Raw genomic sequence first — 22,533 nt, 5'->3', positions numbered from 1 at the left:
CTAAATCCGTCCAAGGCCAAGACTGTTCAAGGTGCGGTACCGCATTTACGGGATCCTTGCGATGTGATCGCCACGCGCCGGCTGCCCCTGCGCCACCATGCCCCGCCTGCGTGTGGTTGAGTTTTCGGGTTGATCCTTCTAAACGGACGCCAACGGTTCCGCCGAGTGGCTGGGCCTGCTCCCACCCGCGTACCGCGGATTAGGTATCAACGCTTCCAGGAACTTTGAAAGGTCGAAGAACATGGCAGATACATCCAAGCCAGACATATTGTATACCATCGTAGACGAAGCGCCCGAATTGGCCAGCGCGTCGTTTCTTCCGATCATCCGCAGCTTCGCGGATGCGGCTGGCGTGACCGTCGGCACCAAGGACATTTCGCTGGCGGGCCGGATCATTTCGACCTTCCCCGATTTCCTGACGGAAGAGCAGCGCCAGTCCGACGATCTGGCCGAACTGGGCGAACTGGTGAAGACCCCCGACGCCAACGTGATCAAGCTGCCGAACATCTCGGCTTCGGTGCCGCAGCTGGTCGCTGCTGTCGAAGAACTGCAGGGTCAGGGTTACGCCCTGCCGGATTACCCCGAAGAGCCGTCGACCGACGAAGAAAAGGCGATCCGCGCCCGTTATGACGCCATAAAGGGTTCAGCTGTGAACCCGGTTCTGCGCGAAGGCAACTCGGACCGTCGTTCAGCCAGGGCCGTCAAGAACTATGCCCAGAAGAACCCGCATTCGATGGGCAAATGGGCCGCTGACAGCAAGACCAAGGTCAGCTCGATGCCAGGCAATGATTTCTACGCGAACGAGAAATCGGCCACAATCACCGCTGCACAGGCGGGTGACGCCAAGATCGAATTCGTCGGCAAAGACGGTTCGGTCACCGTTCTGAAAGACGGCTGGCCGCTGGAAGAAGGCACTGTTGCCGACGCGACATTCATGTCGGTCAAAGCTCTGTCCGCGTTCCTTGCCGATGCCATCGCGGATACCAAAGCAGACGGCACCATGTTCTCGTTGCACATGAAAGCCACGATGATGAAGGTCTCGGACCCGATCATCTTCGGCTATGCTGTCAAAGCCTGGTTGGCCCCGGTTTTTGACAAGTTCGGCGATGAATTGGCCGCGCTGGGTGTGAACCCGAATTCTGGCATGGGCGACCTGCTGGACCGCGTCAAAGATAATGCCGACATCATGGCTGCAATCGAAGCCGTCGCAGGTGACCGTCCGTCCATGTACATGGTCGACAGCGACAAGGGCATCACCAACCTGCACGTGCCGTCGGACGTTATCATCGACGCTTCGATGCCTGCCGTGATCCGCGCAGGTGGCAAGGGCTGGGACGAAAATGGCGACAAGGGCGACACCAACTGCGTGATCCCCGACCGCTGCTATGCCACGATCTATGACGAATCGATCAACTTCTTCAAAGCCAATGGCGCACTGGATGTGACCACGGCTGGGTCGGTCGCCAACGTCGGTCTGATGGCTCAGAAGGCGGAAGAATACGGATCGCACCCGACCACGTTCCAAGCCCCTGCAGACGGTACCATCCGCGTCGTTCTGGCCAATGGCGAAACGCTGCACAGCCACGACGTCGAAGCCGGTGACATCTGGCGGGCCTGTACCGCCAAAAAAGCCCCGATCCTGAACTGGATCGAGCTTGCTCTTGACCGTCAGCGCCTGACCGGGTCCGAAGCAATCTTCTGGCTGGACGCAAACCGCGCCCATGACGCCGAGTTGATCAAATACGTCACACCCGCGCTTGAGGCGGCTGGCGTTGCAGACAAGTTCCAGATCATGGCCCCGCGCGAAGCCACGGCGCAGTCGCTGAAAACCATCACAGCAGGCAATGACAGCATCGCCATCACGGGCAACGTGCTGCGTGACTATCTGACCGACCTGTTCCCAATCCTGGAACTGGGCACTTCGGCCAAGATGCTGTCTATCGTGAAGCTGATGAACGGTGGCGGTCTGTTTGAAACCGGTGCCGGTGGGTCCGCCCCCAAGCACGTTCAGCAGTTGGTCGAACAAAACCACCTGCGCTGGGATTCAATGGGCGAATTCTGCGCATTGGGCGAGTCGCTGAACTTCCTGGCCGATGCCAAGGGCAACGCCAAGGCCGGTGTTCTGGGCCGCGCCGCCGAGGAAGCAACCCAAGGCATCCTTGACCACAACCGGTCACCGTCGCGAAAAGTGGGAGAGCCTGACAATCGCGACAGCCACTATTGGTTTGCACGCTACTGGGCCGAAGCCTTGGCAGCGCAGTCTGACGATGCCGATCTGGCGGCCCACTTCGCGCCCATCGCGAAAGAACTGGCAGACAAAGAAGCTCAGATCGTGTCAGAACTGGCCGCTGTGCAAGGTCCGGCTACCGATATTGGCGGGTACTATCACCCCAATGCCGACCTCAAGGCCAAAGCGATGCGCCCCAGCGCAACCCTGAACGCCATCTTCGGCTGACATCGACCTACCTAAAACGAAAAAAGCGCCCGGATCACTCCGGGCGCTTTTCTTTTGTCACTAAGCTGGCAGCTTATTCTTCGCTTTGCGCCCGGCGCCCGGTGCCTTTTTGGCGCGGCTCGCCGATGAATTCGATCTTCACCCGGCCACGTTTTTCCAGCAGGCGGACCATACGACGCGCGACGCGCATCTTGTCGGCCTTGACGGCTTCCCATTCTTCCTTGCGCTGTCCGCGCAATTCCTGAACTTCGAACTCTTCGTCGGGACGGTTGTTCTCGGCCTGGAAAATCGCGCGCGCCAGTGTCTGGTACAACGCTGCCTTCTTTGGATCACGCTCAACCTTGTCACCCGTCGGGCGTTCGCCTTCTGCCCGGGCACGAGGGGCACGCTTGCGTTCTTGGGCGGGGGTTTCGTTTTCGTTGTCGGTCATATCATCCACGTTCATATATTTGAGGATTTTGGTTCAATGGCCGGGATTTTGCCGTTTTCTGAGCGAAACACAACCGATCCTTGGGCCGATGGCCAGAAACGGCTACCCAACTGCCCGACAAGATCAAAGTCTGCGCAACGTGAATCGCTGGAAGATTCTGATCTCCGACCGTGCGGGACCCTGTGTTTGCTATGTGTTACGCATACTTGGGCGCAATTTTCGGGTCCGCTTTCCGGCAAAGTACCAAAAACCCCGACCTCATCCGTCTGAATGCGACAAAACCACTCAAACCGGGACCTAGCGAATCGCCCACAGCTTTTTGAACCCGAAGTATGGGTCCTGGTGCTGTCGAAACGGCACCCGATCAGGCCACCACAGTGGTCGTGCCATCCCCGCGCAACGCCGCCTCAAGCAATTCAAGATCGTCCGAACACTTCGTCAGCTGTGTCACCATCCCGGGCGGTACCACAAACGCGTCACCGGCCTGAAGATCGCGCGCAGGCTGGCCTTCGGCCGTCAACGTGACCGACCCTTCCATCACAAACGTAAAGAAGATGTCGGCGTCATGCCGCGTTTTGGGAGGAGTTCCACCGTCAAATCGCGCCACCTGAATGCCAGCCACGCCTTTGGTGCCAACAGCAATGCCCGTGTCCCCGCTGACAAAACCCGGGATCCGGTGCGGCTGCCAGACCGCTTTGGATTTCACGTGATGCACGAACTTCTGCCCGTCCCATTCGCGATCCGGCTCTCCGGTCCCGTTCGGCAAGGTCATGTCGTGGTCGATGGTCGTGACATGTTCTGCCGGAACGCCGATCTCGATCACTTCGATGTCGGGTGAGGCATAGCAAACCCGGTGCCGGATCTGTGGCGGCTGGATCACGCAATCGCCCGCCTCAAGCCGGATCATATCGCCCTGGTCCTCGTACAGCACATCGACCCAGCCCTTGTAACAATAGATCAGCTGAAATCCGACGATGTGATAATGCACCATGTCCGGCACTGGCCCGCCATCGGGAATGCGGATGTGGCTGGCGATAATTGTTCCGCCGAGACGCGAGGGGATCAGGTCGCGGTAATGCATCCCAGCACGCCCGATCACCCAAGGCGCCTCGTCGCGCAGACGGCGCACAACAAATTCATGTTGCGTTGTCGGCATTTCGGCGGTCGGTGTCAGCGGAACAATATTGATGCGAGTGCCATTTGGGGCCGTCAGTTCTGTGGCACCCTCGGCAAAGCCTGCCACATCGTCGGTCAGGATACGCAGCACGCCCGGCGGCACCAACGCGCCCTTTTCGATGCGGATATTCAGACCATGTCCGGAAAAACTGGCCGTCGTCGGATCATCCGCCGGAAAGATCGACTCCATGCGCATCCCTAACGTCTTGGTATAGAACGGCAGATCGTCGCGCAGTTCCTTGGTGGGCAGCAGAACTTCGGCACGAATGTCCTTAGTCTCCATCGGGCAAATCCTTTTGTTCGCTATGTTGGTCAGAGGTGCAGATCACCAGAAACTCCACGCCTTCTGCATCGGCGCTGACATAGGCATGTGGCATGGTCGCATCGAAATAGATCGAGTCACCTGTATCAAGCAGCAAAGGTGCATAAGCAGACGTGTGCAGCACCAAACGGCCACGCTGCACCAGCAGGTATTCTTCACCATCATGGCCAGCCAGCCCGCCGACGTCTTGAACAGTTCTGCCCCGGACGTGGTTCAGGAATGGATGCATTTTTTTGGACCGCAGATCGGTACACAGCAAGGTCGAGCGCAGCCGGTCGGTCTCAAACACGCGCCCCTGCCCCTTTCGCTCGACGCTTCGAATGCCCGAAACATGTTCGGGACCGGCATCGTGAAAGAAGCCGCCAACATCAACGCCAAATAGAACTGACAGGCGAAACAGATGGGGCGCAGAAATGTCGCTGCGACCGGTTTCGATACGCGACATCGTTGCCTCGGACACGCCTGTTTTTGCCGCAACATCGGCAAGCGACATTCCTTTGGATCGCCGCATCTGGCGAAGCTTAGGCCCCATAGCTTGCCCGTCAGGCAAAATCGTTTCGGATGGCGCGGTCATTGGGTCAGGCTAAGTTGTATCTTGCAGATTTGCAAGAACTTGCAGAGATATCCATATTGGGCTTCGATGCACCACTTTCAGGCGCACCGCTGATGTTTCGGGCCAAATGCACAGGTCGCTTGGCAATCGGTCTATGCAAAGCGTATTCAGGAGGTGATGAAACCTGATGAACCCCTTGATCTCGACTCTCTGATCGCTTGCCCGGTCTGTGACCTGTTGCACACGGATGCCGTCATTCCGGTCGGCAGTCAGGCCCGGTGTCATCGCTGTCATACAGTTCTGATGACCCCCCGGTCTCAGGCAATGACGCATATCGTGATGCTGGCCACAACGTCCTTGATCCTGATGGTCGCCGCCGTTTTCTTTCCCTTTCTCGACGTGACGGCAGCCGGGCTGGAACGGCACAGTTCAGTGATGGACACGATCCTGGCGTTTTCGACTGGCCTTTTGATGCCGCTGTCCTTCGCGGTGGCCGCCCTGATCGTGGTTCTGCCAACTCTGCGGTTGGTAGCGATACTGTACACTGTCACCCCGATGGCGATTGCGTACAAACCCTGGCCCCATGCCAAGGCGGCGTTCAGGTTAGCCGAAAGCCTGCAGCCCTGGTCCATGGCCGAAATCTTTATCGTCGGCGTAGCCGTGGCACTGGTGAAAATCGGCGGTTTGGCGACCCTGAAACTTGGCCCGGCCTTCTGGGCCTTCGCGGCGCTGGTCATCGTGACCGCGCTTAAAGACACCTTCATGTGCAAGTTGACTGTATGGAAAACGCTGGAACATCGCAGCCCCCGCTGACCGCGCGTGCGGCTGGTCTGGTTGCCTGCACCCAGTGCGGGCGGGTGCATGACGCCGAAACGGCTGAATGCCGGCGGTGCGGTTCGGTTTTGAAAAGCCGGGATACGACCAGCCTGCAACGGGTGATGGCCTGGTGGGTCGCCGGGCTGATCATGTACATTCCGGCCAATCTGTACCCCATGCTGCGCACCACGACGCTGGGCAAGGATACCAGCAACACAATCGTCGGCGGCGTGATCGAACTGGTCAAACACGGAGACTATGGTGTTGGCGGGATCGTGTTTCTGGCCTCGGTCATTGTCCCGGTCGGCAAATTCTTTGCGATCGCTTATCTGGCCTTTAGCGTGCATCGGCCCGACACGATGCACAACAAGGCCCGCCAGCATCTGTACGAAGTGGTCGAATTCATCGGGCGCTGGTCAATGATGGATGTTTTTGTGGTGGCCATCCTGACAGCACTTGTTCAGTTCAATATCGTCCTGGCGATCCATCCGGGTATTGCCGCGATATGCTTTGCCTTGTCGGTTGCGTTCACGATGCTTTCGGCGCAAAGCTTTGATCCAAGACTGATTTGGGACGCAGACGAGGCCAGCCAGCCATGACGGATCCGGCCGAACCGGCAAAGCTGGACGTGCGTCCGCCCACCACATCCTGGTGGCGTAATCTGTCAGTTGTCTGGCTGGTGCCTATTCTTGCCCTGATCGTCTCGCTTGGGATCGCATGGCGTAGCTATTCGGATCGCGGGGTTCTGATCCACATTTCATTTGCCAACGCTGCTGGTGTGAAAGAGGGTGAAACCACCCTCCACTATCGCGATGTCACCATCGGCCATGTTGAAAAGCTGGCGTTTTCGGACGATCTGGAAAACGTGGTCGTATCCGTCCGTGTAAACACCGAAATCGCGCCCTACCTCGACAGTAGCGCGCAGTTTTGGGTCGTACATCCGGAAGTGACGACCTCGGGTATTTCCGGTCTCTCGACTGTTCTGTCCGGAGTCTACATCGAAGGATCGTGGGACAAAACGCCCGGCGTCGCGCAGACCCATTTCAAAGGTCTCGAAAGTCGCCCGCTTGTCGATCAAAACGACAAGAAAGGCACCTGGATCACCCTGCGCACAACGGATGGCAGCATCATGGCCGCAGGCGCGCCTGTCTTTTATCGCGGCGTAAAAGTCGGCCAGACGCAGGCGCCCACACTTGACCCAACTGGGGCAAGCGTTGAAATCCGCGCCTATATCGCGGCACCGCATGACAAACTGCTGACCACCGCTTCCCGGTTCTGGGACACGTCCGGGTTCAACGTGTCTTTTGGCCCCGAGGGGTTGAAGCTGGACGTCAAAAGCCTGGCTGCACTGATCAATGGCGGGGTCGCCTTCAACACGTTCTTCGCCGGTGGCAAACCCGTCGGTGCCGATCAACAGTTCGATCTGTACAAGGACGAAACGCAGGCGCGGGAAAACGCCATCTCCCGCGCGGCTGACAACATCGTCAAGGTATCAACAATCTTTGAGGGCGGGGCCGCCGGGCTTACCGCAGGCTCTGCCGTCAAGTTCAAGGGGCTCAAGATTGGTGAAGTGGCGGCCATTTCTGCATTCGTAAGCCGAAATAACAAGAAGGTGCAGGTCAATCAGACCGCCATATTGGAAATCGATCCCGACAAACTCGGGTTGAAGCCTGACGCCGGTCTGGATGATGTTCTGAACCTGCTCGACACGGCTGTGGCAAACGGTGTCCGCGCTCAGCTGGACCGGGGCAATTTTCTGGGTACATCGCTTATCGTGGATTTCGTGACAGCCGAAGATCCCAAGCCAGCCAAGATCGACCGGAACGCCGAACCTTATCCCTTGATCCCAAGCGAACCGTCAGACCTGCCGGACATGAACGCATCTGTCGAAGGCGTTTTGGAGCGCGTAAATGCATTGAACATCGAAGGTGTGATCGAACAGGCGATCAGCACGATGCAAAGCATCGAATCCGTCGCAACCGACAGCGACCTGCGCGAAGCGCCCAAAGCCTTTACCGAACTGCTGCGAAATGCCGATGGGTTGATTTCAAGTGATGAGGCAAAAGCCATACCTGGTGATTTGCAGGCCGTGTTGAAGGAAATGCGCGACACGATTCAGGCCATCAAGACTCAAGGAGTCGTTGAAAAACTGGCCACGACACTGGAACAAGCCGACAAGGCGCTTGTCGGGGTCACCGGGGCCTCGGACAAGGTTCCGGCGCTTGTCACTGATCTGCGGGCTTTGGTCGAAAAGGTCGACAAGCTTGAGATCGAAACCCTGATCGGATCGGCCAATACGTTCCTGACCAGCGCCGAAGATGTGATCGGGTCCGAAGACACGCGTGCCCTTCCCGCCGAACTTAAGGCCACACTGGCCGACCTGCGCACCGCGATTGATGACTTCAACACGCAAGGCGCCGTGGCCAAGCTGGTGACGACACTTGAAAGCGCGGACACGGCGCTCGCAAACATTTCTACCGCGTCCAAGGACGTGCCCGGACTTGTCGAAGATCTGCGCGCGGTCGCTGAAAAAGCCCGCAATCTGGATGTCGAAGACCTGATCACCTCGGCCACCGGCCTGGTCAGCAAGGCCGACACGATCCTGGCCGCGCCCGAAGCCAAGGAACTGCCCGCCTCGCTGAACAACACGTTGACCGAAGTGCGGGACATTCTGGCCGAACTGCGCGAAGGCGGAGCCGCAGCAAATGTAAACGCCGCGCTGGCCTCGGCGCGGGACGCTGCCGACAAACTGGTGACCACGCTGGACAGCGCCGACACGACACTGGCCAACGTGTCGACCGCATCCGAGAAAGTTCCGGCCCTGATCGATGACTTCAAGGCCGTGGCCGAAAAAGCCCGTGACCTGAACGTCGAAGAGCTAATCACATCCACAACCGCGCTGGTGGACAGCGCCGACAAGATCCTTGCAACCCAAGACGCCCAGGAACTGCCCGCCGCCCTGAACGACGCCTTGCTTGAACTGCGCTCGATCCTGTCCGAACTGCGCAAAGGCGGCGCCGCCGAAAACGTCAATACGGCGTTGGCCTCGGCCCGCGATGCAGCACAATCGCTGGACAAGGCGATGGCCGGCCTGCCGGAACTGACCAGCCGGTTGGATCAGTTGATCGCCCGCGCCGAAACACTGGTGGCGGCTTATGGTGCGCGATCCGAGTTCAACACGGAAACGCTCCAGATGCTGCGCGAGGTCCGCGCCGCTGCACGCACCGTTTCGTCACTGGCCCGCACGCTTGAACGTAGCCCAAATTCAATTCTGTTCGGAAGGTAACCAGATCATGCTGCCGCGATCCTGGCTTTTTGCCGCCCTCCTCGTTGCTGCGGGATGCGGCGACAATTCCCCCCGTTACCTGCTGGATATGCCGGAACCTTCCGAGCGTGTCAGCGTTCGGGTCTCGTCGATCGAGGTGCGCGAAGTCACCCTTCCAGCCTATGCAGCTGCATCCGAAATCGTGCTACTGCAAGATGATGGTGCGGTGCGACCGGTTCCCAAAGCCGTCTGGGCTGATGATCCGGTACGGTCAGTCACCCAGTCACTGGCCCGAAACCTGGACTCCGCGACAACTGCCACGGCCGCTGCCGAGCCCTGGCCTCTGGACGCACCGGCCCAGGTTCGCATCGACGTGCGAATAGACCGGATGGTCGCCCGCCCCGACGGGAAATTCCAGATGGCAGGACAGTATTCGGTCGCGGCGCCCTATGGGGCAGTGCGGGAAACGATCAATCGTTTTGATATCCAGCAGCCTATGGCCGACCAAACCCCGGGCGCGATTGCACAGGCCAACAGCGATGCCTTGCTGACGCTGGCCGAACAGATCGCGAAAACACTTTCGCGCTGAGTTGCTGCCAGCGAAACGAAAATCGGCGGGCAAAAAAACCCGCCGTGTCCTGTTACGCAAGTATCGCCTGAGCACTTATCGCGTAGTCGCCGTTCAGTTCGGGCAGTTCGGTGTCGATGTCTCGATTTCGCTTGATGTCGCGATAGATCGGTGAGGCATCACGACCCCGTCGATCCGCAACCTCAGCAACAGGCATTTTAGCTTCAAGCCACTCCGCAATCTTGCGACGTTGTTCCAAACGAAGGTGAGAGGAGCGGTTTCCCATTTAGCATCCTCGATTCAAGCTTCTGTTTTGATACAGGATTTGCACTTCGTTTGTGAATCCACCATGTGATCAAAAAGCAAAACTTGGACATGCTCCTCAATCAATGCAACAGTCCCGTCTGGCAGACGCGACCGAGCATTTTGCAGAGATTGACGCGACCCTTGCCCGGCTGAACGCAAAAGCAGGGTCGTTTCTGGCCAGGTGAAGGCGTAGGTGGCTATTCTTCGCCAATCAAATCATCTGGCGACGGCGCGTCATTTGTTTGATCCGTTGTCAGGTTGATCAGCCCGGCAATGCGGGTCTGATACCGGACGGCAACGGTGTATTCTGACCCCAACACGTTCTGAATCACATCGCTCAGCGGTTTTTGGCGCAACTCGGAAGGTAAAAGATCTGCGACCGACCCCAGTGTGTATTGCGATTCAACCGGCAGATCCACGATCAGCCAGATATCCGCAAGCTTGCGACGGGGTTTGACGTTAAGCCGAATGATCTCGATCGACACAGGATCGGCCCATTCCAGAATATGATCGGCCAGAACCGCTTCGTTCCGCTTTTCGCGGTATCTTTCAATCGTTGCAGAGCTAAGCTGCATCAGGATGACCACCATGACAGCAGAAGTCAGCAAAAAGCTCAGGGAAAAGCTGGCGACCCGGCGGGCCTTTTTGACGACACTGCGGAACCCACCGGAAAACATGTACACAAGGCTGGCAGCCAAGATGATTGCCCCAAGGTTGGTGGTAAACAGCAACGCAGCCTCATACGCATCTGCCCATTGACCAAAATACATCAGGATGCCTGCAGCAGACAACGGCGGCACCAGCGAAACGCCAATTGCCGCCCCGGGAAGCAGGCTTATTTCGGCGCGCTGGATCTGGACATAGGCACCCGCCACACCGGCGGCCAGCGCCACGATCAGTTCTTCTATTCCGGGGTCGGTCCGGGCCAACACCTGCCCGGGAATGATCACCCCGCGTGGAATGTCAGCCATGAAAACCAGGAGCCATGCCAGCAAAACGCTGGCGACCGAAGCCAGACACACGATCAGCAAAAGCCTGAATGCTCGCTTCGTGCGTCCAATCACCATGGCCGAGGCGATCCCAAGAATCGGTGCCATCAAAGGCGCGATCAGCATTGCCGCGATCACGACGGCGCCGGAATCGCGCAACAGCCCCATGGTCGACACGATCACGGCCAGCGACAGCAGCATCGTGAAGCGCTTCCAGTAAGCGGTTTTGTCCAGCCCTTCGAAGCGGAGGATATCCTTGGCGATGCTGTATTTTCTGACCGGCATTCACGTCTCCAACCCGCAGGACATCCTGTTATGAAATTCAGACTATTGCGACGTTTGCCAACCGGCAACTGCACAGATCTTCTGCGCGCGAGATTGGCCGGACTCAGGCAAGCCTGTTTGAAAGTGGGCTGGTATCCATCTGGTCGGCAAGGTGGTCGATAAGGCGCAAAGACAGGTGTGCCTTTTGGCTGGCAAAGGCCGGGTCGTCCCACAGGTTTCGGGTTTCGTACGGATCGGCCCGAAGATCGTACAATTCGCCCCAATCCTGACCCTTGTAGCAGGTCAGCCGGTGATCCTTGGTGATCAGCGTTCGAACCCGCGCAGCAGTCGAAAACCCAACCCGTGGCAGCGCGTCGTTGTGTTCTACATACAATTCATCCCGGTGGCTGTCCGCGCCACCGATGCAGGACAGAAAGCTTTGGCCCTGAATGCCGTTGTAGGGCACCAATCCGGCGCGTTCGAGAACCGTGGCCGAAATGTCGAGCGTACTGGCCAGCACTTCGCAAGTCTGGCTTTCCCGCGACGACGGGTCGGACCAGATCATGGGAACGCGTGTGATCGACCGGAACGGAAGCGGGCCTTTCAGCAACATCCCGAAATCGCCAAGATAATCACCATGATCCGAGGTGAAGATAATCACCGTGTTGTCGAACAGGCCGGTCTCTTTCAGCGTCGTGATGATCCGGCCAATCTGATCATCAATCATGGTAATCATGCCCGCCGTCAACGCCATCGCCTCTTTCAGATGCTGCGGGTCGGCACAGAATGATGATTGCTTGGTCTCGGCCCCCAACCCCTGTTCGTGACGCCCATTCAGATACGCCATGCCCTGCGTCGGGTTTTTATGCGCCGAATACGGCAGAGGCAGATCAAAGTCGTCGGGCGAATACATATCCCAGTATTTACCCGGCGGGTTGAACGGATGGTGCGGGTCGGGAAAGGACACAAACGCAAAGAACGGGTCCGTCTGATCGTCTTGAGTGTTCAGATAGTCGATTGCACGATCCGCAATCCAGGTTGTGGGATAAAGTTCCTCGGGGATCGGCGTGCGATAAGCCTGCGGGCAACCATAGGTGTGCGCAACCTCGTTTGCCGGGTCTCGCAAGGCCCGCCAATCCGGGCAAGCCGCACGAAACCACTGTTCATAATGCCCGCCGCATTGGTCACCATGGCCAGTTACCAATTCCACATGTTCGAACCCATAGTACGGTTTCGGAATGTCATATCGGTCGGTGCCGGCATATCTTTCGGGCTGTTCCTTGCCATAATCAGCCCCGTCCGGCTTCCATGCTTCTTCAATCAGGCGGCCTTTGGGTGCCGGCCCGTGAAACGGAGCCACGTCGCTGAACGGTTGATGGTGACTTTTGCCGATCAGGGCCGTGGAATACCCATCTGCCAGCAACACATCTGCGAAGGTATTGGCACGATCCGGTAGCACACAGCCATTATACCGCAGCCCGTTCACGCCCGGCATCCGTCCGGTCATCAGCGCGGCCCGATTTGGCATGCAAACCGGGGACGCCACATGAAAATCGGTGAACTTGGTACCCTGCGCCGCTATGGCGTCAATGTTCGGGGTCTTGACCACCGGGTGCCCCATGCACCCCAACCAATCGGCCCGGTGCTGATCTGTGATGATGAACAGGAAATTCGGTTTCCCGTTCATCCCAGGGCCACTCCTCTGGTCTGCATCCGGCTGAGCAGGATCAACCCGATCCCTGCCGCAGCTGCTGGCAGGAAGATCAGCGGGTTCGAGAACAGGATCAGCACACACAGCGCCAGCCGCAGCGGCCAGTTCCAGGACGCAAGTGCCTGCGCATCATACCGCGCCAGCGCGCTGGCCAGCAGGTAAAGCGCAAGCATCAACCGAAGCAGCAATACGCCAAGGCCGAGCATATCGATCGATCCGTCATACCCCGGCAGATAGGTGATTTGCCCCCCGATCGAATTCGGGTCGATCTGCGCCTGCTCGATCAGCAACAGTTCGGGATACATGGCGAACACGAACGGGATCACGAACATCACGATGCCAGATCGCACCGCAGACAAACCCGTGCGCATCGGATCCTGCTTGGTTATCGATGCCGCCGCAAACGCGGCCAAGGCCACAGGTGGCGTGATGGCACTGGCCACCGCAAAGTAGAAGATGAACATGTTCGCGGTGAAGATCGAAATCCCCAGTCCCGCCAAAACCGGCCCCATCAGCAAGGTCACATTGATATAGGCCGGTACCGCAGGCATCCCCATGCCCAACAGAATGGCCAGCCCCATCGTTGCAGCAAGAGCAAGGAACTGGAACAGGATGGATCCGCCCGAACCCAGGTCGAACCCGCGCAACCACTCCAATACATCCAGCGAGATGAAGCTGGGCAAACCGGTGAACTGAAGGCAGAAATCGATGATCGTGACAGCCAGGAACATCAGATACAGCGTCGAAATCATGACGCCCGCATTCGACAGCGCGTCAATCAGCTTGCGGGGTTTGGCCCGCATTTCGGGATCAAGGAACAACAATCCCATCAGCAGCATAACCGCCCACCAGCCCGCGCTGCCCGCATCGCCCGCACTGTTTTGAACCAGTTGCAGGAACCAGGACAGGCTGTTGATACTACAATTTCCGTCCGTAAACGTACGATCCGCACCGAAAATACCGCCCAGCAGGCCGCACCCGACATCCTGCTTCTTGGTCAGCAAGAGCACCAAGATCAGAAAGATCGGCGCAAAAATCATCGTCAGGTTCAGCCTGTCCTGACGGTCCAGCATCATGTCTTCGGTCAATTCGCCAATCGCCTCGATCCCCTGCTTGCGCGATTGGAACACGACCGACAGGAACAGACAGCCGAAATAGGCAATGGCCGGGATGACGGCCGCGATGATCACCAGACTGTACGGGACACCGGTCAGTGCGGCGAGAATAAAGGCGGCAACCCCCATCACGGGCGGCATGATCGACCCTCCGGACGACGCCGCAGCCTCCATCCCGCCTGCGAATACCTTGGAAAACCCGCGCTTTATCATCATCGGGATGGTCAGAACACCGGTCGACAAAACGTTAACAACAGGCCCGCCCGAGATTGTGCCAAACATGGCCGAGCTGACAATCGCGGCATGGGCCGGGCCACCCCGCAAGTTGCGGGTCCAACGGAAGGCCAGTTTTATCAGTGACTGACCCCCTGCCGAGACGCCAAACAGCGACCCCAGAATCAGGTACGGAAAGATCGTGTTCAGAATAATACTCATGAACCGCCCCAGGTACCCGCTGGAGGTGTTGGTCAAAATGTCATGCACGCGGGGGCGCCCGTCGATCAGCATTCTGGGTTCGCCACCCAGTTTGGTGACCAGGTACTTGTTCAGTTCCTCGGCCCCAAAGAAGTACCACATGCCGACGGTGAAAAACGTATAAGACACGACCAAAATCGCGACCAGAACCAGCGGCAGTCCCCAGACCTTGATGTTATAGGCCAGGAAAATGACGGTCGAAACGCCGACAATTGCGACCAGCCAACCGCCCGTATTGGCGACACAGTTCGGATCATCGACCGTCGTCGGTTCGGGCAGGCCAAACAGTTCGGCCGTCTCGCGCTCGGCCTCCATCGCCTCGGCGATCAGCCGGGCGCGTTCGCCGGTAAACTGGTCAATCAGGCAGATCGATTGCAATTCTACCGTATAGGTCAGCGCAATCGCCATGGCTGCAACGACCAGTGCGATGTCCAGAAACAACCCAAGTTTGCTGCGCAGCGGGCTCCGCCCCGCCCATGTGCGCCAGATCGAATGCTTGAGAGCCACGATCAGCATCATGGTGACGAAAGCCAGCGGATAGAAGTATTCGGGTGTAAACCGCCGGATCTTGAAACTGTCATTGCCGATCAGATCGCGGACAGCCGGTTCAAAACCGGGGATCGACGGCATGGCATTAACCAACCCGACAACGACCAGCACGAAGGCCAAACCATAGAGCAGGCGCGCAGCAAAGCCGCCTTTTAGGGGGATATCGGACATCGGTCGCTTTCGTGAAAGGGGTTTGGCCGGCGCCCCAAGGGCACCGGCCTGTTTTGGTCAGGCCCGATCAGGGTCTGGCGCAATCCGGAACGGTAACACCAGCTTCTTCCCACGCGGCAATGGCACCGGGGTGGTACTTTAGCGGGTTCGGACCACAGGTACTGGACAAGGCCGGATCAAGAACGCCCAGGCCTGCATAGGCCATGAAGGGCGCTTTCTTGGTGATCGCGTCAAAAGCAGCGATCTGACCGGCAGTCAGGGCCTTGGCGGTTTCGAAATCCATGTCCTTGTGGACCAGATCCCCGCCAACTGTCGCGATCGACCGAATGTTGCCGTCGGCATCACCGATGATTTTCAGCCCTTCTTGCGGGGTAATCGCGGACACTTCGAGCGTCATCGGGGCTGAGCCCGGTGCGCGCGAATACTTGGTAAAGCCTTCACCCTCAAACTTGTCCTGCGGGACCCCCCAAAGCGTTACGTTGCCCGCCGACAAGGCGCGGGTAACGCGTGTATCCGGGAAATAGGTTGGAAGAACCATGGCGTCAGCTGCGTTTTCAGTGATGGCCTGGGGCATTTGATCCCAGTTCATCTGAACACCTTCATAGCCCTTGCCATCGTCCAGCCCGGTCGCCAGTTTGATGATCTGACGCGCGTTGCTTAACGCTCCACCACGGGGCGGCCCGTTCAGAACACGCTTGCCTTCGATATCATCCCAGCCTTTCACGGGCGAACTGTCATAGGCATACAACGAGAAAATTCCGAAACGATACGTATACAGGATCCGCACATTATCGATCAGCTTGGCGCCTTCCTCTTTGCCAAGTTTGGCATAGGGACCGGCGCCTTTCGACATCAGGAACGGCAGAATGAACGGAGCGGCAGCAATATCGGTTTTGCCTTCGGCCAGGTTTTGCAGGCTGTTGGTCAGGGTTTGACCTGTTGCCACCTGCAAGTTGGCTGTGCCGCTGGCCGACGCCGTTTCGGCCATGGTCAGGACCATTGTTCCCGGGGCTCCCCCTGCTCCGGCGGTTTCAGCGGTCAGTGTTGCCTGCGCAAAAGACGCTGACGCGTACATCGAGGCCGCAGCAATGCCGAGACCCAACTTGACGATTGGTTTCATGACTCCTCCCTGAATCTGTAATGCAAGCTTGTCGGCAACCAGTTGTGATGTAAAATTGAATAAATCGCCTTAAACATAGAAAAATTCTATCTCTCATGGATCCAAAGCACCTCGCGCAATTCGCAACCATCGTTGAATTGGGCTCTGTCACAAAGGCCGCGCGCAGATTGAACGTCACTCAGCCGACTTTGTCGCGGATCGTGAAAGTGATCGAAGACAGGGTCGGTGGCCCCGTGTTGCGTCGCGGTCGGTATGGGGTCGAACCGACCGCAATCGGGTCTCGCCTTGCGCTTGAGGGGCAGGAAATCCGAAACCGCACAAACCGTGCGAAAAGGGCCGTCAAAGAGTGGAAAGAGGGCTTGAGAGGAGAGTTGCGGATTGGTGTAGGACCGATGCTGGCGTCCACGTTCTTTGGGGACTTTCTGATCGGGCTGCATCGAAAGGATCTTGGATATGCAACAAAGATTCACTCTGAACCGGCGAACCGGCTGATCGATAGCCTGATCAAAGACGACCTTGATCTGGCGCTGCTGCCCTCGCAGATCAACATGCATTCTGACAAACTGATGCAGGAAACCTTTTTTACCGACCGCCTTGCGGTGTACTGCAGCGTCAATGACCCGCTCACCAAACGGTCTTTGGTGACCCCGGAAGACCTTCGCGACAAAACATGGATCTCGACCGCAGCATCATCAGGGCTGATGGGCACCACCGAAGATGTGTTGGATCAGTTGGGCCTGTCTGACGTTCTGCCAGCCTTTGAAATGACCGGCGAGGTGACGTCGGCTGGCCGGTTTCTGGCAGCCACTCAAAGTCTTTGCATCTTTCCGGTCAAACTGTGCGGCTATCTGGGAGACATTTACGGCATCGTGCCGCTGAACATGTCCGTCAAACTTCCAACCCGCGACGTTGCAATCTGGACGCAGCCCGACAAACGCGGAACATTTGAGGTCGACGAATTCATCAACCTCTTGAAAGAGTTCGCCAAGGATGCCGGGCTTACCTGATCAGAGGTCCGGGCCGTCGCGTTTCTTTCGGTTAGCCCAGAATTCCGGGCAATCTCAGCCCATGTTCCTTTGCACAGTCAATCGCCGCTTCATACCCCGCGTCGGCATGACGCCAGACACCGGATGCGGGGTCGTTCCACAAGACCCGCTCCAACCGTTTTGCCGCCTCGGGCGTGCCATCCGCTACGATGACAACGCCGGAATGCTGCGAAAACCCCATTCCGACGCCACCACCATGATGCAGCGACACCCAGGTCGCGCCACTGGCCGTGTTGATCAACGCGTTTAGCAGCGGCCAGTCGCTAACGGCGTCCGACCCGTCTTTCATTGCTTCAGTTTCACGGTTGGGCGACGCGACCGACCCCGCATCCAGATGATCGCGGCCGATAACGATTGGGGCCTTCAGCTCGCCACTGGCAACCATTTCGTTGAACATCAGACCCGCCCTGTGACGATCACCCAGACCGATCCAGCAGATACGGGCGGGCAGACCCTGAAAGCTGATCCTCTCGCGCGCCATATCGAGCCAGTTGTGCAGATGCGTGTTCTCCGGAAACAGCTTTTTCATCGCCGCGTCCGTCTTATAGATATCTTCCGGATCGCCCGACAACGCACACCAGCGGAACGGGCCAATCCCTCGACAAAACAGCGGTCGGATATAGGCCGGTACAAAACCCGGGAAGGCAAAGGCGTTTTCCAGCCCTTCTTCCAGCGCTACCTGCCTGATGTTGTTGCCATAATCCAACACCGGCACGCCTGCGTTCCAGAAATCAACCATCGCCGCGACATGGATCTTCATCGACGCACGTGCGGCCTTTTCCACCGCTTTAGGATCGGTTTCCCGTTGATCGCGCCATTGCGCCATGGACCAGCCCTGCGGCAGATATCCGTTTGTCGGATCGTGCGCGCTGGTTTGATCGGTGACGATATCGGGGCGCACGCCACGGGCATAGATTTCAGGGAAGATGTCTGCCGCATTGCCCAGAAGCCCGACAGATTTCGCCTCGCCCGCTTTGGTCCAGCGGTCGATCATCGCCAAAGCGTCATCAAGGGTTTCGGCCTTTTCGTCCAGATATCCGGTGCGAAGACGGAAATCGATGGACTCAGGATTGCATTCGACCGCCAGACAGCACGCCCCGGCAAAGGCCGCCGCAAGCGGTTGGGCGCCGCCCATACCACCCAGCCCGCCCGTCAGGATCCACCGGCCCTTGAGGTCGCCGTCATAGTGCTGACGACCGGCTTCGGCGAAGGTTTCATAGGTACCCTGAACGATCCCCTGCGTACCGATATAGATCCATGATCCGGCCGTCATCTGGCCGTACATTGCCAGCCCTTTGCGGTCGAGTTCGTTGAAATGATCCCAGGTCGCCCAGTGCGGCACCAGATTGGAATTGGCGATCAGCACGCGCGGTGCGTCGGTATGGGTCTTGATGATGGCGATGGGTTTGCCGGATTGAACGATCAGCGTTTCGTCGTCTTCAAGGTCCTTCAACCCGGCCACGATCCGGTCGAAGTCATCCCATGTCCGCGCCGCGCGCCCGATCCCGCCATAGACCACCAGTTCGTGCGGGTTTTCGGCCACGTCCGGATGCAGGTTGTTCATCAGCATCCGCAGGGGCGCTTCGGTCAGCCAGCTTTTGGCGTTCAGCTTGGTTCCGGTGGGTGGAAAAACATCGCGGGTGTTCTTGCGGGGATCGCTCATGCGGGTCTCCAGTCGGACAGAGTTTCGAGGATAGTTTTGAGGTGTGTGCGCAAGGCGTAGGCCTTGTCTGGGTCCATAGTCCAAGGCGCTGTTTCGGCGCTGAGGTACGTCGATTGTGCCAACTCCATCTGGATCGCATGGACCCCTTGATCTGGCCGCCCATAGTGACGCGTTGTCCAGCCGCCGCGAAAACGGCCGTTCAAGACCGTGGTATATCCGCTGGCTTTGCTGCACGTTTCAAAAACAGCATCTTCGATGGACGGCGGGCATGTGGTGCCGCCATTGGTCCCGATGTTCAAATCGGGCAGTTTGCCGTCAAAAAGGTACGAAATCCGCGACCTGATCGAGTGGCAATCGTACAGAATGGCAAACCCGTGCCGTGTCTTCACCCGTTCCAGTTCAGCGGCAAGGGTGTCGTGATAAGGTGCGTGGTAGGTCAGCCGCCGACGCTCGACGTCTTCAGGATCGGGTTCAAAGCCGGGCCGGTAAATCGGCTGTCCTTCAAAGTCGGTCAGCGGACACAGCCCGGTCGTGTTCTGCCCGGGGTACAGGCTGGCACCGGATGGGTCCCTGTTCACGTCGATCACATAGCGATGAATAGGCGTACGCACCGTGGTCATGCCCGGTACAAGGTCAGCATACAGGTCGTGGATGTGCCAGTCGGTATCGGCCAACGCCTGCCCGGTGTCGTTCAACCCTGCCAAGCAGTCGGCGGGTACGTCGGTTCCGGTATGGGGAAGGCCCAGAACAACCGGGCTGTCGCCCCGGACAACCTGCAAAGCGGTCATAGCGACAACTCCAACCCGGCCGCCGACGCAAGCGCATCATCGCGCATCAGTTTAGCTGCGGTTTCGATGTCACCAGCCAGATAGCGATCTTCGGCCAGCGAGGGAACCTGGGCGCGCAGCGCTTTGACAGCCGCCTGAAGCCGGTCTGACGTTACCAGAGGCGCGCGCGCTTCGATGCCTTGTGCGGCACAGATCGCTTCGACGCCAAGGATCACGGCCAGATTGGCATTCATCCGTCCCAGCCTGCGGGCGGCGTGGGCGGCCATGCTGACGTGATCTTCCTGATTGGCCGAGGTCGGGGTGGAATCGGTGGAACAGGGATTGGCCAGATGCTTGTTTTCGCTCATCAAAGCAGCTGTAGTCACTTCGGCGATCATCAGGCCCGAATTCAGGCCCGGTTCGGGCGTCAGGAACGGCGGCAGGTCGAAGCTGAGCGTCGGGTCGACCATCAAGGCGACACGGCGTTGGGCAATGGCACCGATTTCTGCAAGGGCCAGCGCGATCTGGTCGGCGGCAAAAGCAACCGGTTCGGCGTGAAAATTGCCGCCAGACAGGATGTGCCCGCCTTGCGCGATAACCAAAGGGTTGTCCGTGACAGCATTTGCCTCGACCTCCAACGTGCCAGCCACAAAGCGTAACAGATCCATCGCCGCGCCAACGACCTGAGGCTGACAGCGAATGCAATACGGATCCTGGACGCGTGTATCGTCATCACGATGGCTTTCCCGGATTTCGCTGCCCTGCATCAGGGTCGACATCGCGCCCGCAACATCGATCTGCCCGCGATGGCCGCGTAAGGCGTGGATCTCGGGACGCAGCGGTGCGGTTGATCCCATGATCGCATCCGTCGAAAGCGCCGCAGTCACCACACACCCACGCGCCAGTTGCCAGGCGTCGTACAGGCCGGTCAGGGCGCAGGCGGTTGAAAACTGGGTGCCGTTGATTAGCGCCAGCCCTTCTTTTGGGCCAAGCACAACAGGCTCTAACCCGGCTTGCAACAGCGCCTCGGCTCCGGCAAGGGTCTTGCCATTGAACGTCGCGCTGCCCGACCCGATCATCACCGCTGCCATATGGGCCAGCGGCGCCAGATCGCCGGATGCACCAACAGATCCTTGCGACGGGATCACCGGGGTCACGCCCCGTTCCAGCATGTCTTCGATCTGGGTGCAGATCTCCCACCTTACACCAGAAGCGCCCCGACCCAGAGACAACAGTTTGAGGACCATCATCAACCGCACGGTCGGGTCATCCAAAGGATCGCCCACGCCGCAGCAATGGCTGAGGATCAGGTTGCGTTGCAACGTTTCCGTGTCGTGCGCCGGGATGCGGACCGAAGCAAGTTTGCCGAAGCCGGTGTTCACCCCATAGACCGGCACGTCGCCATTTGCTGCCGCCTTCACGACATCGGCGGCGGCCTGAACGGAGGGCATGACGGATCGGTCCAGCATCGCCGCTTCGCCCGTGCGCCAGATGCGTTCAAGGGTGGCAACATCGGTGCTGCCAGGGATCAGAGTGACGGTCATGCCTGACCTCCAAAGATGCGTTTGTGCAGCGGATTGACGCCAATCCGATAAGACAGTTCCGCCGGGTCCGAGACATCCCAGACCGCAAGATCAGCCCGTTTGCCCGGGGCAATCACACCACAATCGGTCAGACCCAAAGCGCGGGCGGCGTTTCGCGTTGTGCCTGCCAGCGCCTCGGCGGGGGTGAGACCAAACAAGGTGCAAGCCATGTTCATCGCCAGCAGCAGCGAGCCCATCGGCGACGATCCCGGGTTCCAGTCGGTGGCGACCGCCATCGGCACGTTATGCGTTCGAAAGGCGTTAACCGGAGGCGCCTGCGTTTCGCGCAGTGTGTAAAACGCCCCGGGCAGCAAAACGGCGACAGACCCGGCATCAGCCAAGGCGCGGGCATCCTGTTCAGTTGCGTATTCGACATGGTCCACCGATTGCGCGCAATACCGGGCGGCAAGCGCCGTGCCGCCAATGTTTGACAATTGCTCGGCATGAAGCTTGATCGGAAGGCCCAGCGCCTTTGCCGTGTCAAACACGCGGGCGATCTGATCGGTCGAGAACGCAATCCCTTCGCAGAACCCGTCTACAGCGTCCACCAGCCCCCCGGCATGCGCGGCCTTGAGTGCGGGGATGCAAACGGTGTCGATATAGTCGTCAGCATCCATTCCTGCCGGAACGGCATGGGCGCCAAGGAAGCTTGTCACCACCCGCACCTGTCGTTGTTGTCCAACCTGACGCGCGACACGCAGCATCCTGAGTTCGGTATCGATGTCGAGCCCGTAACCCGATTTGATTTCGATGGTCGAAACGCCTTCGGCAATCAGGGTATCCGCACGGCGCAGCGCATGGTGCAGCAGATCGGCGTCGCTGGCAGCGCGCGTTGCCGACACCGTCGAAACGATACCGCCGCCGGCCTTTGCGATTTCCTGATAACTTGCGCCTTCGAGCCGCATCTCGAATTCGCGGGCGCGGTGGCCGCCGTGAACGATATGTGTGTGGCAATCGATCAAAGCTGGCGTAATCAAACGTCCCGCACAGGGTATTTGATGCGCGTCAGCATAGTCGGGCGGACAGTCGGCCACTGCGCCAACCCAAAGAATACGGTCTTGGCTGATGACGATCCCGGCATCATGGATCACGCCATAGCCACCAGACTTGGAATCCATCGTAGCAACCGTTGCGTCGGTAAGAAGCGTCAGATCCGACATTGCGTTTCCTTGATTAAGCTGCAGTTTAAA

General features: G+C 58.6%; 18 protein-coding genes. 6 read left to right on the top strand and 12 right to left on the bottom strand.

Features of this window, described 5'->3' with window-relative positions; all coding sequences use genetic code 11:
• Positions 1–241: 241 nt before the first annotated feature.
• Complete coding sequence (locus FOY56_RS19265; RefSeq protein ID WP_146347783.1) at positions 242–2,455, top strand: NADP-dependent isocitrate dehydrogenase; 2,214 nt, start codon at positions 242–244, stop codon at positions 2,453–2,455.
• Positions 2,456–2,528: 73 nt separating this feature from the next.
• On the opposite strand, the gene FOY56_RS19260 is transcribed toward FOY56_RS19265, so the two are convergent.
• From FOY56_RS19260 to FOY56_RS19250, 3 genes are all read right to left on the bottom strand, one after another.
• Positions 2,529–2,885 (bottom strand): hypothetical protein, encoded by a 357-nt coding sequence (locus FOY56_RS19260; protein ID WP_146347782.1) that lies wholly within the window; start codon positions 2,883–2,885, stop codon positions 2,529–2,531.
• Positions 2,886–3,249: 364 nt separating this feature from the next.
• The gene (locus tag FOY56_RS19255) at positions 3,250–4,344 is read right to left on the bottom strand and encodes a cupin domain-containing protein (RefSeq protein WP_146347781.1); all 1,095 of its coding nucleotides are present in this window, start codon (positions 4,342–4,344) and stop codon (positions 3,250–3,252) included.
• On the bottom strand, positions 4,334–4,915 hold the full coding sequence (locus FOY56_RS19250) for a helix-turn-helix domain-containing protein (protein WP_222435010.1): 582 nt from the start codon (positions 4,913–4,915) through the stop codon (positions 4,334–4,336). The genes FOY56_RS19255 and FOY56_RS19250 overlap by 11 nt, the downstream gene beginning before the upstream one ends.
• A 198-nt stretch (positions 4,916–5,113) precedes the next feature.
• Here FOY56_RS19250 and FOY56_RS19245 point away from each other — a divergent pair, with 198 nt between their 5' ends.
• From FOY56_RS19245 to FOY56_RS19230, 4 genes are read left to right on the top strand one after another with little or no spacing between them, the layout of a single operon-like run.
• Complete coding sequence (locus tag FOY56_RS19245; RefSeq protein ID WP_146347779.1) at positions 5,114–5,749, top strand: paraquat-inducible protein A; 636 nt, start codon at positions 5,114–5,116, stop codon at positions 5,747–5,749.
• Complete coding sequence (locus tag FOY56_RS19240) at positions 5,716–6,351, top strand: paraquat-inducible protein A (RefSeq protein ID WP_146347778.1); 636 nt, start codon at positions 5,716–5,718, stop codon at positions 6,349–6,351. Before FOY56_RS19245 ends, FOY56_RS19240 begins: the two co-directional genes overlap by 34 nt.
• Positions 6,348–9,038 (top strand): MlaD family protein, encoded by a 2,691-nt coding sequence (locus FOY56_RS19235; protein ID WP_146347777.1) that lies wholly within the window; start codon positions 6,348–6,350, stop codon positions 9,036–9,038. Before FOY56_RS19240 ends, FOY56_RS19235 begins: the two co-directional genes overlap by 4 nt.
• Positions 9,039–9,045: 7 nt before the next feature.
• A complete protein-coding gene (locus FOY56_RS19230) occupies positions 9,046–9,606 on the top strand; it encodes a PqiC family protein (protein ID WP_186766396.1) in 561 nt (186 codons plus the stop codon).
• 52 nt (positions 9,607–9,658) lie between these two features.
• Here FOY56_RS19230 and FOY56_RS19225 read toward each other — a convergent pair whose 3' ends face one another.
• The 5 genes from FOY56_RS19225 to FOY56_RS19205 all read right to left on the bottom strand — a co-directional run bounded on the left by FOY56_RS19225 (position 9,659) and on the right by FOY56_RS19205 (position 16,284).
• Positions 9,659–9,871 (bottom strand): helix-turn-helix domain-containing protein, encoded by a 213-nt coding sequence (locus FOY56_RS19225; RefSeq protein ID WP_146347775.1) that lies wholly within the window; start codon positions 9,869–9,871, stop codon positions 9,659–9,661.
• A gap of 217 nt (positions 9,872–10,088) precedes the next feature.
• Positions 10,089–11,165 carry a DUF389 domain-containing protein gene (locus tag FOY56_RS19220; RefSeq protein WP_146347774.1) on the bottom strand — a complete coding sequence of 359 codons (1,077 nt, stop codon included), beginning with the start codon at positions 11,163–11,165 and terminating at the stop codon, positions 10,089–10,091.
• A gap of 103 nt (positions 11,166–11,268) precedes the next feature.
• On the bottom strand, positions 11,269–12,831 hold the full coding sequence (locus tag FOY56_RS19215; protein WP_146347773.1) for a sulfatase family protein: 1,563 nt from the start codon (positions 12,829–12,831) through the stop codon (positions 11,269–11,271).
• Complete coding sequence (locus tag FOY56_RS19210; RefSeq protein ID WP_246139537.1) at positions 12,828–15,164, bottom strand: TRAP transporter large permease subunit; 2,337 nt, start codon at positions 15,162–15,164, stop codon at positions 12,828–12,830. The genes FOY56_RS19215 and FOY56_RS19210 overlap by 4 nt, the downstream gene beginning before the upstream one ends.
• A gap of 67 nt (positions 15,165–15,231) precedes the next feature.
• On the bottom strand, positions 15,232–16,284 hold the full coding sequence (locus tag FOY56_RS19205) for a TAXI family TRAP transporter solute-binding subunit (RefSeq protein WP_146347772.1): 1,053 nt from the start codon (positions 16,282–16,284) through the stop codon (positions 15,232–15,234).
• 95 nt (positions 16,285–16,379) lie between these two features.
• Here FOY56_RS19205 and FOY56_RS19200 point away from each other — a divergent pair, with 95 nt between their 5' ends.
• On the top strand, positions 16,380–17,291 hold the full coding sequence (locus FOY56_RS19200; RefSeq protein ID WP_146347771.1) for a LysR family transcriptional regulator: 912 nt from the start codon (positions 16,380–16,382) through the stop codon (positions 17,289–17,291).
• Positions 17,292–17,322: 31 nt separating this feature from the next.
• Here the strand turns inward: FOY56_RS19200 and hutU are convergent, their stop codons facing one another.
• The 4 genes from hutU to hutI are packed head-to-tail and all read right to left on the bottom strand — an operon-like array spanning position 17,323 to position 22,503.
• The gene (gene hutU, locus FOY56_RS19195; RefSeq protein WP_146347770.1) at positions 17,323–18,993 is read right to left on the bottom strand and encodes a urocanate hydratase; all 1,671 of its coding nucleotides are present in this window, start codon (positions 18,991–18,993) and stop codon (positions 17,323–17,325) included.
• Positions 18,990–19,781 (bottom strand): N-formylglutamate deformylase, encoded by a 792-nt coding sequence (gene hutG, locus FOY56_RS19190; RefSeq protein WP_146347769.1) that lies wholly within the window; start codon positions 19,779–19,781, stop codon positions 18,990–18,992. Before hutG ends, hutU begins: the two co-directional genes overlap by 4 nt.
• The gene (gene hutH / locus FOY56_RS19185; RefSeq protein ID WP_146347768.1) at positions 19,778–21,304 is read right to left on the bottom strand and encodes a histidine ammonia-lyase; all 1,527 of its coding nucleotides are present in this window, start codon (positions 21,302–21,304) and stop codon (positions 19,778–19,780) included. Before hutH ends, hutG begins: the two co-directional genes overlap by 4 nt.
• Positions 21,301–22,503, bottom strand: coding sequence for an imidazolonepropionase (gene hutI / locus FOY56_RS19180; RefSeq protein WP_146347767.1), 1,203 nt, complete (start codon positions 22,501–22,503; stop codon positions 21,301–21,303). Before hutI ends, hutH begins: the two co-directional genes overlap by 4 nt.
• Between the last annotated feature and the right edge of the window lie 30 nt (positions 22,504–22,533).

This window comes from Falsiphaeobacter marinintestinus (assembly GCF_007923355.1).
Lineage (GTDB): Bacteria > Pseudomonadota > Alphaproteobacteria > Rhodobacterales > Rhodobacteraceae > Phaeobacter_A > Phaeobacter_A marinintestinus.
This window is presented reverse-complemented; position numbering and strand designations above follow the sequence as displayed.